This window comes from Sphaerochaeta sp. (genome assembly GCF_050256055.1).
Classification (GTDB): domain Bacteria; phylum Spirochaetota; class Spirochaetia; order Sphaerochaetales; family Sphaerochaetaceae; genus Sphaerochaeta.
On sequence record NZ_JBFWIJ010000009.1, the window covers coordinates 65,479 to 78,712 of the forward strand.

At 52.3% G+C, this 13,234-nt stretch carries 11 protein-coding genes; 1 reads left to right on the top strand and 10 read right to left on the bottom strand.

What is annotated here, in order from left to right:
• Positions 1-168: 168 nt before the first annotated feature.
• From AB7C91_RS05455 to AB7C91_RS05475, 5 genes are all read right to left on the bottom strand, one after another.
• Complete coding sequence (locus AB7C91_RS05455) at positions 169-1,587, bottom strand: TRAP transporter large permease (RefSeq protein WP_332447495.1); 1,419 nt, start codon at positions 1,585-1,587, stop codon at positions 169-171.
• A complete protein-coding gene (locus AB7C91_RS05460) occupies positions 1,584-2,261 on the bottom strand; it encodes a TRAP transporter small permease (RefSeq protein ID WP_332447494.1) in 678 nt (225 codons plus the stop codon). Before AB7C91_RS05460 ends, AB7C91_RS05455 begins: the two co-directional genes overlap by 4 nt.
• A gap of 56 nt (positions 2,262-2,317) precedes the next feature.
• Positions 2,318-3,334 carry a TRAP transporter substrate-binding protein gene (locus AB7C91_RS05465; RefSeq protein ID WP_332447493.1) on the bottom strand — a complete coding sequence of 339 codons (1,017 nt, stop codon included), beginning with the start codon at positions 3,332-3,334 and terminating at the stop codon, positions 2,318-2,320.
• Positions 3,335-3,515: 181 nt separating this feature from the next.
• Complete coding sequence (locus AB7C91_RS05470; RefSeq protein ID WP_332447492.1) at positions 3,516-4,094, bottom strand: Maf family protein; 579 nt, start codon at positions 4,092-4,094, stop codon at positions 3,516-3,518.
• The gene (locus AB7C91_RS05475; RefSeq protein ID WP_428589727.1) at positions 4,087-6,027 is read right to left on the bottom strand and encodes an ABC-F family ATP-binding cassette domain-containing protein; all 1,941 of its coding nucleotides are present in this window, start codon (positions 6,025-6,027) and stop codon (positions 4,087-4,089) included. Before AB7C91_RS05475 ends, AB7C91_RS05470 begins: the two co-directional genes overlap by 8 nt.
• Positions 6,028-6,141: 114 nt before the next feature.
• Between AB7C91_RS05475 and AB7C91_RS05480 the strand changes: the two genes are divergently transcribed.
• Positions 6,142-7,626 (top strand): type I 3-dehydroquinate dehydratase, encoded by a 1,485-nt coding sequence (locus tag AB7C91_RS05480; RefSeq protein WP_332447490.1) that lies wholly within the window; start codon positions 6,142-6,144, stop codon positions 7,624-7,626.
• On the opposite strand, the gene AB7C91_RS05485 is transcribed toward AB7C91_RS05480, so the two are convergent.
• Genes AB7C91_RS05485 through AB7C91_RS05505 form a run of 5 tightly spaced genes read right to left on the bottom strand, consistent with a single transcriptional unit; the run spans position 7,623 to position 13,218 of the window.
• Positions 7,623-9,512: a hypothetical protein gene (locus tag AB7C91_RS05485; RefSeq protein WP_332447489.1), complete on the bottom strand. Its 1,890-nt coding sequence runs from the start codon at positions 9,510-9,512 to the stop codon at positions 7,623-7,625. The two genes, AB7C91_RS05480 and AB7C91_RS05485, sit on opposite strands and share 4 nt — an antisense overlap.
• The gene (locus tag AB7C91_RS05490; RefSeq protein ID WP_332447488.1) at positions 9,500-11,161 is read right to left on the bottom strand and encodes a DNA repair helicase XPB; all 1,662 of its coding nucleotides are present in this window, start codon (positions 11,159-11,161) and stop codon (positions 9,500-9,502) included. The genes AB7C91_RS05485 and AB7C91_RS05490 overlap by 13 nt, the downstream gene beginning before the upstream one ends.
• Positions 11,161-12,210, bottom strand: coding sequence for a chorismate synthase (aroC, locus tag AB7C91_RS05495; RefSeq protein WP_428589731.1), 1,050 nt, complete (start codon positions 12,208-12,210; stop codon positions 11,161-11,163). Before aroC ends, AB7C91_RS05490 begins: the two co-directional genes overlap by 1 nt.
• Before the next feature lies 1 nt (position 12,211).
• On the bottom strand, positions 12,212-12,742 hold the full coding sequence (locus tag AB7C91_RS05500) for a shikimate kinase (RefSeq protein ID WP_332447486.1): 531 nt from the start codon (positions 12,740-12,742) through the stop codon (positions 12,212-12,214).
• 2 nt (positions 12,743-12,744) lie between these two features.
• Entirely contained in the window at positions 12,745-13,218 is a 474-nt protein-coding gene (locus AB7C91_RS05505; RefSeq protein ID WP_428589734.1) for a hypothetical protein, read from the bottom strand.
• Positions 13,219-13,234 lie beyond the last annotated feature (16 nt).

The following is a 13,234-nucleotide window of genomic DNA, read 5'->3' on the forward strand; positions in this document are numbered from 1 at the left end:
ATCCTCCTGTCTGACGACACTCCCATCCTGCTGGATGGATTATGGTGCGTCACCCTTCTACTATTACTCACCCTTTGGGTGGAGATTCCGATCGATTGCTCCGATCGGTAGCACATAGTATTTCAGAAAATGCAAAACGTGGCAAGTATACACACGCTCTTTCCCTGCTTAGGTAAAAAGCAAATCAGGCAGGAACAGGGAGAATGCGGGGACATAGGTAATGATCAGAAGGCATACCACCATGACGGCGAACATTCCGAGCATCGCCTTGCTGGTTTTCTCGATGCTTGTTTTCCCTACTGCACACCCCACAAACAAGGCGCTTCCCACTGGTGGGGTGCACAGTCCTACGGCCAGATTGAAGATGAGCATGATGCCGAAATGGATGGGGCTCATGCCGATGACCTCGTTGGTTACGATCGGAAGCAGGATCGGGGTCATGATCATGATCAGGGGAGCCATGTCCATGAAACAACCCAGCAACAGCAGCAAAAGGTTGATGATCATCAGCAAAATGTATTTGTTGTCGGTGATGGAAACCAGCGTACGAGTAATCAAATCCGGAATTCTCAGGTCGGTCATCATATAGCTGAAAGCCTTGGCGGTGGCGATTAGAGTCAGGACGATGGACAAGGTTTTCAACGTGTTCTTCAAGATACGGCCGAAATCACGCAACCGTGCGGAACGGAACACGAAGTAGGTCAGCAAAAAGGTATACAAACAGGCAATCGCAGCACTTTCGGTTGCCGTGAAGATGCCGACGGCCACACCGCCCATGATGATGACGATCGTCATCATCGGAAGAATCGCATTCAGCAGAATTTGTACGCACTTGCCGAATTCACAGGTGAAATAGGGGGTCTTGATGATGAGGAAGGTCTCCTTGCGTTTTGCGTACACCCAGCCTCCTTCCCGGTTTTTGTGGAATTGGATCCACCGTACCGGATCGTCTGATCCGATGCGCATGCCGCCGGGAAAATGGTAGTGGTTGCGCAAGGCGAAGCAGTACAGCAACAGGCTCAATCCCAAAAATACGCCGGGGATGGCCCCGCCGATGAACATCCTGGCAATGGAGACACCACCGCCTGCGGCCAGTGCGTAGATGACCATATTGTGGCTGGGAGGAATGAGCACTCCTTGACAGGACGTGACCACCGTCAACCCCACGGAGAATTCCGGGCTGTAACCCTGCTTTATCATCAAGGGTACCACGACAGAACCCAAGGAAGAAACATCCGCGACGGCCGACCCGCTGATCCCACCGAAAAACATTGAGTCGACGCAATTCACGTAGGCCAGGCCACCCTTGAAACGACCTACGGCCAAATTGGCCAAATCAATGATCTTATCCGAAACCTTGCCTGCCGCCATGATCTCCCCCATGAGGATGAAGAAGGGGATGGCCAGCAGGGAGAAGTTGTTCACCCCGTCGATCATCATTCGGATCATGACGGTGAAATTCGTCTGGTTGACGAAAGCAGAGCCCAAGGTGGAAAGCAGGAGCGCAAAGGTTACCGGAACCTTGAGAAAGAGGAGGGCGAAGAACCCGCCGAGCAGAATGACCGTCGAAAGCACTGCAGTATTCATTGCTGCGACTCCTTCGGTTGTACACCATGTTTCTGATCCTTGAGCAGTTGCTGATAATCAAGCTCCTGCTCGGAATACAAAAGATCATCCCGCTTGAGCACCCCGCTGAGAAACAGCAGGGAATCAAAAGTCATCACAAACCCTGCCAGAGGAGCCGGCAGGTATTGGATGAAGGTGGGCCAGCCGGTCATCGGCAGGGTACCCGGCAGACGGAACAACCGTTTTGTATACGCGCTTCCGAAGACCAGTAGGAAAACGGAACAGCAGAGAATACATACATCGGTGAAGTAGATGAGAAATGTACGAGCTTTTCCCCCTTCCTTGCATGCATTGAAGAGCAGGTTGACGGAAATATGCATATGGTCACGCACACCGATCGCACATGCGAGGAATGCAAAGAGCGTGACCAACAAACGGGGAACTTCCTCCGCCCAGCCGATGCCTGTATTGAATACATACCGAAGGATGACCGTAAGGATGACCAAGACCACCATGATTGCCAAGGCGGCTTGCGCAATCCACAAGATGATCATATGGATCCATCGATCGGTAACCCGCAGGTACGCACCGACCAATTCCGTTTTCTTGTGGTACCGGCGGCGGTCGACGACCAAGGCATGCCGTACCAGACAGGAATGCATTTTCGATGCGCGAGTTTGTTTGGTTACCTGCATAGATACCACGCTGACTGTTGCTTGTACACAAGGCGGGAGGAAGCCTTGTGGATAGGTTACTTATACTGTTTCCCGATTTCCCTGATCTGGGCGATGATGTCGGTGTAGGCCGAACCGAATTCATTGTACAAAGGTGCCATCTTGGTCTGGAACTCGGCGAATGCGGTGCTCGAAAGGTTGATGATGGTATTTCCGGCAGCTCGTACGATCTGTTCGGAAGCCGCTTCCTTCTTCGCCCATTCGGCTATTTCATATTCCTGGGTATCCTTTGCACATTGTCGGATGATTTTCATATCGCTCTGAGTGACCTTCTTCAAAGCCTCCACCGAAGCCAAGAGGATTTCGGGAACCCTGGTGTGCTGATCGAGGATATAGTATTTCGCAGCCTCATAATCACCCATATTCTGATACGTCGGCCAGTTGTTCTCCGCTCCATCGATGACTCCCTGCGCGATGGCGGAGTATACATCATTCGGGCCGATACCGGTTACTCCGGTCGCACCGAGCAACTCGACCATACGAACCATCATCTGGTTGTTCTGAAGACGGATCTTCAGGCCTTTCAAGTCAGCTACCTTATTCGCCGGTTTGGTCAGATAGAAGGAACGGGAGCCAGCGTCATAATAACAGAGGCCGATGAGTCCCGATCCTGAGTTTTCAATATCGGCGAGCATCTTTTGCCCGACCTCTCCATTCAGGACCGCCCACATATGCTTTGCATTGTTGTAGAGATAAGGCATCTGGATGGCATTCAAGGCCGGGACGTAGCTGGCCACCGGAGAGGCCGACACTCTTGCGAATGCAAGATCGCCTACCTGCAGGGCTTCGATTGCCGCAGTTTCCTGGCCATACAGCGTTCCGCCGGTATAGACTTCAATTTTTACCCTTCCTTGGGTCTTCTCCTCCACCAAATGCGAGAACTCATGGTCTGCAAGGGAGGTCGGGTACCCCTCCGCATGCACTTCAGACAATTTCAGGATCACGGGTTTTACTGCCGCCTCCGAAGTGGGCTGTGCAGCGAGAGACACGGAAACAAGCGTGAGCAACAACGTAATGAACAGAAGTTTTTTCATACTGGAGCCTCCATGTGTTGGAATAGATATACAGCTATATCATAGAATTACCTGTTGCAAGCCGCAACAAAAATACCCCAAAACCTTGGGAGGAAAGCGACGCGTATTTATACTAAACCGACATATGTGTTGCAGAATGAAAAAACATGTTGCGCTGTGCAACACAGAAGCGAGAAGTTGCTTAAGTTTGAGCCAGTTTCTCAAGCAATTGTCGGAGAGGAAGCCCTACAACGGTCGCCTCATCGCCTTCGATATGGTCGACGAGATTCCTTCCTTCACCCTGAATGCGGTACGATCCTGCGGCTCCTTCCCATTCCCCGGTATCCAGATAGGATTCAATCACGAATTTGCCAAGGGGCTTGAACACCACCAAAGCCTTGTCGGCACTGGAGTACACCTTGTCATCGAACCAGAGCGCCCATCCGGAGTGGACCTCCTGGGTCTTGCCGCTGAAGGATGCGAGTTGGGCATAGGCATGCAGACGGTCCCTGGGTTTTCCGATCAATGCCGATTCGAAGGAAATCAGGGTATCGCAACAGAGAACCGGCAATTCGTAGTGCCCATGGACACTGCGATACGCCATCAGTTTCCTGTATGCAAGCATGGCAACGGTTTTTGCCGGATCCAAGAGGGCGTGCGACTCATCGCAATTGGTCGGCCTGACGATTACTTCGACACCCTCTCGTTCCAGCAACGCCTTGCGGGCTATCGACTGGCTGGCCAGCACCACCTTGGGCAGGATCGCCGCTATATCAGCCAAGTTCAGCCTCCAATGCCTCGATTTCCAGACTCAAGGAGAGCCAGTTTTCCTCTTGTTCGGACAGCTGGAGGCTCAATGTGTCCTTTTTCTGAATCAAGGAGGTGATTTTGTCGGCGTCGCTGTAATTTTCCGGCAATGCCATCAATTGCTGCACTGCTTCAATTTCCGACTCCAGACTTTGATGTGCTTCGAGCAACTCTTCACTTTGGCGTTTCAGTGTATTCAGGCGATTTTTCCTCTTGTTCGACTCCTTGTAGGAGCGTGCGCCCACCGGCTTTTCCTCTTCGTATGCAGAAGGCTTCTCTCTGGCAGCAACCATTTCCTTTTGTTCCAGCTTATACGAGAAGTAGGAGTATCCTCCATCGAACAATTCAGGGGGATTGTCCTCGGTGAGGTAGAGGATCTTGGTGGCCAGATGCTCAATGAAATAGGAGTCATGGCTCACGAAAATGATGGTCCCGTCATAATGTTCCAATGCTTTGAGCAGCATCTGCTTGGCATTGATGTCCAGATGATTGGTGGGCTCGTCGAGGATCAACAGGTTCACAGGATGCAACAGGATCTTCAGGAGGGCAAGGCGGCTGCGCTCTCCTCCGCTGAGAACGGAAACCGATTTGAAAACATCGTCCCCTCCGAAGAGGAAGGACCCCAGGTAGTTGCGTAGTTTCGGCAGGTCATCGGTGGCGGCTATGCTTGCCACCTCTTCCAATACGGAATTGCTTGGGTTCAGCGTCTTTTCCGTGTCCTGGGCAAAGTAGCCGATGACCACTCCGTTTCCCAGCCTAACGACACCCTCGAACTCGGTATCCACCCCGCTGATGATCCTCAGCAAGGTGGATTTCCCCGCTCCATTCTTTCCGGTGACCGCCAGGTGATCGCGCTTACCGACCAACAGCGAAAAATCCTCGAATACAGCCTGTGTCCCGTAGTGTTTGGAGAGGTGTTCCAGCATCAGGACATCATTGGGACTATGTGGGGCGGGAGGGAAGGTGAAAGAAAGTTGCTTCAGATGGGAAGGCACCTGTACCAATTCAATTTTCTCCAACATCTTGATGCGACTTTGGACTTGTTTGCTCTTTGTCGCCTTGTACCGGAATTTCTCTATGAACTGTTCGGTTTTCTCCAATTGCTCCTGTTGCTGTTTGAAAGCCGCTTCCAATTGGGCGATTTCCTGTTCCCGCTGTTGCACATACTGGCTGTAGTTCCCGCTGTATCGTTTGAGTTTTCCTTGGAACAGCTCATAGACCTCGTTGACCGTCTCATCGAGGAAACCTTGGTCGTGGCTTACGATCATCAGCCCACCATCATAAATTTTCAAATAATTTTTCAACCAATACCGGGCTTCGATATCCAGATAGTTGGTCGGTTCGTCGAGCAGCATGATATGTGGATTCTCTACCAGGATTTTGGCCAAAGCGATACGCATCTGCCATCCGCCTGAAAATTCATTGCAGTTGCGGTACAAGTCCTGCTTGGAGAATCCAAGGCCGAACAGGACCTGTTCGATGACCTGGGTACGGGTGAAGAATCCGTCCTCAAGCAGGCTTTCCTGGATTTCATGAAGCCGGAGCAGCAAGGTTTCGGTCTTGTCCCCCGCTTGCACAAGCGCAAGTCGGTTCTCCAACTCGGATTGTTCCTGAAGCAGGGCGTCGAATCGGCTGAAGGCCTTTTCCACTTCAGCGAATACCGTTTCCTCGGCAAGTACGATGTCACTTTGTGGAAGATAGGAAATCCGCAGAGCCTTGGAGGTGGTCATCTCCAGATTGTCGGCCGACATCAAACCGCTGATTACCTTCAGCAACGTGGATTTGCCGCTTCCATTTCCTCCGGCCAAAGCGCTCCTGCTTTTTTCGGACAAGGTGAATGAGACATCCGACAGGATGTCCCGGTCGGCAAATGCAAGCTGTACACGCTGAACCTGTAAGGTGGCCACACTCTCTCCTAGTTGATCCACAACGGGTGTTGAAATGCCCGTAGTTTGACGGTATGATTACCTTAACACAAGCATGTGTTCGGTGACAATCCACCCCAAGTCAGGAGGTCTACAGTGCTTTGCCTTACTCTTACCGGATCAACCTTGGAGGAGAACCGGTCGTTGGTGGAACGCAACCGCAAATGGATCTCCCTTGCAGAACTGCGTCTCGATTACCTGCATCCCGATGAACAGAAGATTGCCTCTTCCTTTCCCTCGACGGTGGACGTTCCGGTCATCCTGACCTTGCGCAGAAAAAGCGACGGTGGCAAGTGTGAACTTGGGGAAAAACAGCGTTTGCAGCTGTTGTATGAGGCGAGCAAGGGTGATTTCGCCTATATTGACATTGAAGATGATGTGAAGAAAAGCGATTTGAAATTCAAGGATCCCCTGTTTGAGCAGAGGGTCGACTTGGAACATGCTTTGAAGCAGCGTCAGGTGAAGATCATCCGTTCCTATCACAATTTCGAGTGTGTTCCCGCCGATATCTACGGGCGTATCAGCAAACTCGCCGCCAAGGGGGATATCCCCAAGGTTGCCGTCACCCCGCAGAGCATGATGGATGTCATCACATTGTTCCGTGTCCAGCAGGAACTCTCGCAGGTGAAGGACAAGATTGTCATCGGTATGGGTGAGTTCGGAATTTGCACCCGGATTCTCTATAAGAAATGTGGAAGCCTGTTGAGTTTCTGTTCGGACGGCCAAGCTGCGCCCGGACATTTGAGCGCCCGCGTAATGAGCGAACTCTACCGGGCGGACCAACTTGACGAGCATACCCATATCTTCGGGATCATCGGCAATCCTGTCTATCATACCGCCAGTCCGAAAATCCACAATCCAGGGTTTGAGGCCATCCGGTACAATGCCGTCTATGTGCCGTTCCTTGTCGATTCCGTCCGGGCTTTCTTCAAGCTTGCGGAGATGCTGCAAATCCATGGCTTCTCCGTAACTGTTCCGCACAAGCGGAATGTGCAACCGTATCTGGGGCGCATCACGCGTGAGGTGAAACAGATCGGCTCCTGCAATACCGTCATCAGGATCCAGAATATGTGGAAGGGGATGAATACCGACTATTATGGATTCCTTGCCCCGATCAACGATGCCATCGCGAACCAGGAAATCAAGACAGCGTTGGTCATCGGAGCCGGTGGAGCCGCACGATCGGTGGTCTGGGCTTTGCACAACCATGGGGTGAAGGTCACCATCATCAACCGGAGCATCGAACATGCCCGTTCGCTCGCCCAGGAAACCATGAGTATCTACGATACCTTGGAGCATGCCCATCTCTACAACGGATCTGTTGATCTGGTGGTGCAGACCACCAATGTCGGTATGGGGGATCTGGAAGGAGTCGATCCCTCGCCTTCATTTGTCTTCAGCGGAAAGGAAATCGCCTATGAGTTGATCTACAACCCCAAGGAGACGGCGTTCCTCAAGAAGGCGAAGCAAGCAGGATGCTCGATCATAACGGGATCCCAGATGTTGATGGAGCAGGGAATGCTGCAATTCGAAGCTTTCACGGGATATCACTATCCCCATTGGATACAGGCTGATCTCTAGGAAAGGTGGAATCGAACCAGACGGATCAAAAAGATCTTGCTGATCGGCAGGATCTTCACTTCCATCGTCGGCATGACCGCAGCTTTGAGCAATGCTTCCTTCTGGGGAGTGTAGGCGACTTCCAATGCCTGAACGACCAGTTCCTGATCGGTCAATTGCAACTGTAACGCGATGTCCTTCTTTCCTACCGCCTGCCTTGCCAGGCTGACTTTTCCTTGGTAGTCGAAACCGCCGGCCTCGATGATCGGATTGATCACCTGGGCGACGATTTGCTCTTCGCTGAGAATCATTTTTGCATGATACCGATGCAAAAGATCCTGCCTTTGTGCGGAATTCAAAGATGCTCCCTCAATGGTGGACAACAAACGTCCATCCGGTTGCCTGCTAGCATGGTGCACCCATGTGGCAATTGTCGGCTTCCTGGCCAGGGAGCGAGAGAGACTCACCATCTCCTGGAAGAAGGGGTTTTCCACAGCCTTCTTCACCTCGATGGTCTCCCAGCTTTTGGTGGAGCCAACCAGCTGACCGGCGGAAAGCAGCGCCTGTCTCCACTGTTCTTCGGTCTGTCTGCGCATCAAGAAAATGGTGGGGGCAAGCGTCTTGATCCTGTGCTCGGATATTGAACTGAGATGTTCCACCAGATTGGCCGTCCGTTCATCACAACAAAGAACCAGTCCATCATAGACGGTGATATTCTGATACCGTTCGTTGAGCAGGGAGAGTTGCAGCAGCAGGGCTTTGCTCATCTTGATCGAGCTGTTTTGTTCCAGGTATTCCTTGATTTCGGCAAACGGCAAGTCATTGTCCAACGCGCTGAGGAAACTTTCCTTGGTGACATGGTAGCGTCGTTGGTGGTCGAAGACTTCCAAGGATGCAAACCGGTACAGGATATCGTCGGTTTTGCAGTATCCTTCGTAACTGATGGTTTGGTCGCTGTCCACCAACAAGGTGGTTCGCTGTTTCTGCGGGGCCATCCGATGCACGTACCAGATTTCATCCAAGGTCATCAAACCCCATGTAGTGAGTTTGGTGAAGAGCGTCGAGTCATACGGAATCCGATATTTGACCGAAAGCAACTTGAGTAAAAGTTTCAAGGCGGCAGTGTCGAAGCTGCAGGCCTGTTGGAGAAGCGAAAGCAATTCAGAGGCGAAGGCAAGCCCGTCCGCTCCTTTGCCCTGGGCGAGCAACAGGCACAGCAGTTGATGATCATCGAGTGTCAGTATTTGCTGTGCTTTCTTGAAATCGATGATGTGCTTGGACTCAGGACACAGGACGGATTGTTCGATCATGACTTCGGTCAATGCCTCGAACATGGTCTGCAGCTGTTGTTTGGGGAAGGAGGGGAACATATGCTGGTATTCGTCTTTCCAGGCAAGCTTGCCTTCATGCTGCACCAAGGAAAGATATGCTCTGACGAATTCCGTGGAACAATAGTCATGGTCCTTGGCTTCCTGCTCCGTCCTTCCCAACAAGGGTTTGAGTGAGCAAAGGCTGAGCAACTGTGTTTCGATGAGTGGGTTGAAGACCAGTTTTCCCTCATCATTGAGTAAAATCATTCGTTCCTGCAGGTTGGAAACCCGTCGTAAGAGATTGCCGTAACTATAGGATCCTTTCAACAAGTCGGTGATTTGCTCACTGGCCAGCTTGCCGGTGAGTGCAAGCAGACTGAGGATGACCAGATCAAGCTCGTCGAGCGCTGCAATCATTGCCTCCTGCACTGCCGGTTGGCAGAAGAACCTGCACAGCCTGTTGGTCAGCTGGGGCTTGTGGAACGGAGATTTCACCAAACCCAGGTAATTGCGTACCAAATAGAAGTAGTTGTCTTCCTGATATCGGCTCAGCAGTGTCTTGAACGTCTCTTGTGCTTGTTCTGTCAATTGCCCCATACCTCGATCTCATAGGAATACCCTTGCTCTGCAAGGAATTTTTGACGATTTGCCGCAAACTCCTCTTCATTTGAGTAGCGGGTGACCACCGAATAGAAAAAGCTCGAGCGATTTTTCGGTCTGAGGATGCGTCCCAACCTTTGGGCTTCCTCGCTTCGTGATCCGAACGTACCGGAAACCTGGATGGCAACCGATGCATCCGGCAGATCGATGGCGAAATTGGCCACCTTGCTGACAACCAGAATCCTGGTGTCCCCATCCTTGAATGATCGGTAGAGCTGTTCACGTTTGGCATTCGGCGTGCTGCCAGTTATGATAGGAAGACCAAAGGCATCGGCTATCAGCTTCAGTTGGTCAAGGTACTGGCCGATGATCAGGATGTAGTCATCCGGATGCCTTTGCACCAAATCCTTGACGACTTCCAGCTTCAATGGGTTCTCGCTGGCCATACGGTATTTCTCCCGTTTGGAAGCCAGTGCATACGGTATTTCCAACTCCTTGGGCAGGTCGATGCGGACTTCATGGCAGTAAGCTTCGGCGATGAAGCCTTGCTGCTGCAATTCGTTCCACGGGACATCGAACCGCTTCGGGCCCACCAAGCTGAACACCTCATCCTCCCGACCGTCCTCACGGACCAAGGTAGCAGTAAGGCCGACACGGTAGACGGCCTGCAGTTCGGCAGTCACCTTGAATACGGGAGCGGGAAGCATGTGCACCTCGTCATAGATGATCAAGCCCCAGCTCCCCTTGGTAAGCAATTCCAGATGGGGGAACGGACCTTCCTTGTCTGGTCGGTAGGTGAGGACCTGATAGGTGCAAACCGTCACTTCCTTGGGTTCTTTGCGTTCACCGGTGTATTCACCGACCTGGTTTTCCCCTAGGGTGGTCTTGTCCAGGATTTCTCCGATCCATTGATGAACTGCAGCCACATTGGTGGTTACCACCAATGTGTTGGTGGCGAGCCGGCTCATAATCTGCATGCCTACCACCGTTTTTCCCGAACCGCAGGGCAGTACGATGGTGCCGAATCCTGTCCCGGGCCCCATGTCTCCCAACAAAGCTTGGGCTGCCTGCATCTGATAGGGCCGTACGGAAAAATCCTTGCCTCCTACCGTTTTTGTCCGCATCCCTATGTCCAGGCGAGGGCCTGGTCGCAAGGCAATCCGGTCATCGACCGGATATCCGATCTTGATCAGCTGCAACTTGACTTCACCTCTGGCGTAGGTCTGAAGGAGGAAGGAATGCTTGTCCTTGACGACCAGAAGCGATGACAGGCTCTTGCGATGCATCAATTCCGTGCGTATTTTCTCACTGTCTACGGTTAGCAGATAGTACGCAGGATCATCACTTTCGCCCAGTTTCACCTTGCCCCATCTGCTGGCCATGTCCTGCACATAGAACAGAACGCTTTCAGGTACGGAATACCGGGACCAGGCGTGCAGTGTCTGGATGATGGAATCTACGCCGATTCCCGAGGACGCTGCATTCCAAAGGCTGATGGCGCTGATGGCGTAGGTGTGCATATGTTCCGGGCTCTTGATCAGCTCACAGAAGCGAACCAAGTCCGAACGGCAAGCCTCGCTTTGCGCATGATGGACGTCCAGAAGCAGTGTCTTGTCACTTTGTACGATCAACGGGGTGTCTTGCATCATGTTCTTCCAAAGGCGGTATAATAGAGGTCCAGCAAGGTGATGGCCGCCATGGCTTCCACAACAACGACCGCTCGAGCACAAATACAGGGATCATGTCGGCCCTCTATGACCAAGGTGGTTGTTTCGTTCGCCAGGGTTACGGTCTGTTGGGGACGTGCGATGGACGATGTCGGCTTGATCGCCGCCTGGAATACGATTTCCTGTCCAGAAGAGATTCCTCCGAGAATGCCGCCTGCATGGTTGGAGAGGAATCCCTCGCTGGTCCGTTGGTCATTGCACTGGCTCCCCCGCATGGTAGCTACGGCGAATCCGTCACCGAACTGGATGCCTTTCACGGCTCCAATACTCATCACCGCATGGCTCAGTAATGCCTGCAGTTTTCCGAAGACCGGTTCCCCCAGTCCTGCAGGAACCCCGTTGATACGGCATTCGATGATTCCCCCGATACTGTCCTTTTCCTGACGGACCTGCTCGATCAAATCGATCATCTGTCCTGCAGCCTCACGATCGGGGCAATGCATGACATTGTCCGTTTCCTCCCAATTCCGTTTCACAGCGACCACATTTCCGACTTGGACGGTTCCTGCACTGATCGAGATCCCCCGTTTGGCAAGAAGCTGTTTCGCCAAGGCCCCTGCGGCGACGCGGGCGCTGGTCTCCCGTCCGGAGGAACGGCCTCCGCCACGAATGTCACGCACCCCGTATTTCTTGTAGAATGTCCAGTCGGCATGACCCGGACGGAACACCTGGGCAAGATGCGAATAGTCGGCCGAACGCTGGTTTGTGGAGTAGAGGATCATGGCAATCGGAGTGCCGGTAGTTTTTCCTTCGTAGAGCCCGGAAAGTATGGAGAGTTTGTCAATCTCGTTGCGCTGTGTGCCGGTCGGATTCCCACCCGGGCGTCGACGGTCCATTTCCTTTTGCAATGCATCCACATCGACTTCAAATCCGCTTTCCACACCATCGATGATCACCCCCAAGGCTTCACCGTGCGATTCGCCGAATGTGGTAATGGTAAATGCGCTGCCAAAACTGTTGTGTCCCATCTCAAACCTCACTTTTCAGCTTGTCGACAAGGAACCTTGCCGTATCCCGAACATCAGGATAATTGGGCAATCGTACCAGAAAATCGCAGATGTTTCTATACCGCTCATCTCTTTTTGCATACAGGGCAAGGAAGGAATGCTGTGGATCCTTCGGGTCCAAAAACGGTGGAATGCCACCACGCAGGATCCGCTCGAGGAGCACTTCGGGTTCAACGGCCAAATACACCACGCTCCCTCGTTGCTTGGCCAGTGCGAGCAACTCATCATTGTCGCTGGCTCCTCCGCCGAGACTGATGATGCACCGATCTGGATGGGATTCATACAATGATTGCAACGCCTTTACTTCCTCTGACTGGAAAGCCTTTTGTCCTTTTTCCTGGTAAAACGTCCGAATGGAGGGATACCCGACCAAATTCTCCAGCACCAGATCATCAAGGTCAAACCATGGCAGGCCGAGTTCTTGGGCGACGAGTCTGCCCAACGTCGATTTGCCGCTGTGCTTGATACCACAGAAAAACACGTAGGTATGCATATTCATCGTTGATCGAACAAATCAGTCCAGGCAGGGCTGTATGCGTTCAGGCGGACGACGGTTGCAGGTTGCCTGTTGTAGTATTGTTTTCTCCGTTTTGCCTTCCGGGCTTGGATCATCGCTTCCTGCTCCATCTGGTATCTGGCTTCATGCAGATTCTTGCGTACCTGTTCCTCATAGTGGTTCACCCTGATGGTCTTTTTCAATGCGAAGTGGAAGGTGACTATCATGGCGTACCAGAACAGGGAGAGCAGCAGTGGTTGGAGGTCGAGGAACGTATACGATGCTTTGATGAATTGGGATGCACTGGCTACCCGATAGAGGGTGAGGCCGTTCGGCCAAAGGATGAACAACGTCAACAACAAAGGCACAATCCAATACAACCCTTGTCGGGAAAAGAGGAACCTCAGGCAGGCTGTAAAGGCGAGAAAATTCAACAACAAACAAACCAAAGGCAGTGCATATATCTCTACCATGAAACCTCCGCTATCC

Coding starts and splice junctions, on each gene's coding strand:
- AB7C91_RS05500 (WP_332447486.1), bottom strand. CDS start 12,742: ATGCATACCTACGTGTTTTTCTGTGGTATCAAGCACAGCGGCAAATCG.
- AB7C91_RS05485 (WP_332447489.1), bottom strand. CDS start 9,512: ATGGGGCAATTGACAGAACAAGCACAAGAGACGTTCAAGACACTGCTG.
- AB7C91_RS05465 (WP_332447493.1), bottom strand. CDS start 3,334: ATGAAAAAACTTCTGTTCATTACGTTGTTGCTCACGCTTGTTTCCGTG.
- AB7C91_RS05460 (WP_332447494.1), bottom strand. CDS start 2,261: ATGCAGGTAACCAAACAAACTCGCGCATCGAAAATGCATTCCTGTCTG.
- AB7C91_RS05490 (WP_332447488.1), bottom strand. CDS start 11,161: ATGCAAGACACCCCGTTGATCGTACAAAGTGACAAGACACTGCTTCTG.
- aroC (WP_428589731.1), bottom strand. CDS start 12,210: ATGGGACACAACAGTTTTGGCAGCGCATTTACCATTACCACATTCGGC.
- AB7C91_RS05455 (WP_332447495.1), bottom strand. CDS start 1,587: ATGAATACTGCAGTGCTTTCGACGGTCATTCTGCTCGGCGGGTTCTTC.
- AB7C91_RS05505 (WP_428589734.1), bottom strand. CDS start 13,218: ATGGTAGAGATATATGCACTGCCTTTGGTTTGTTTGTTGTTGAATTTT.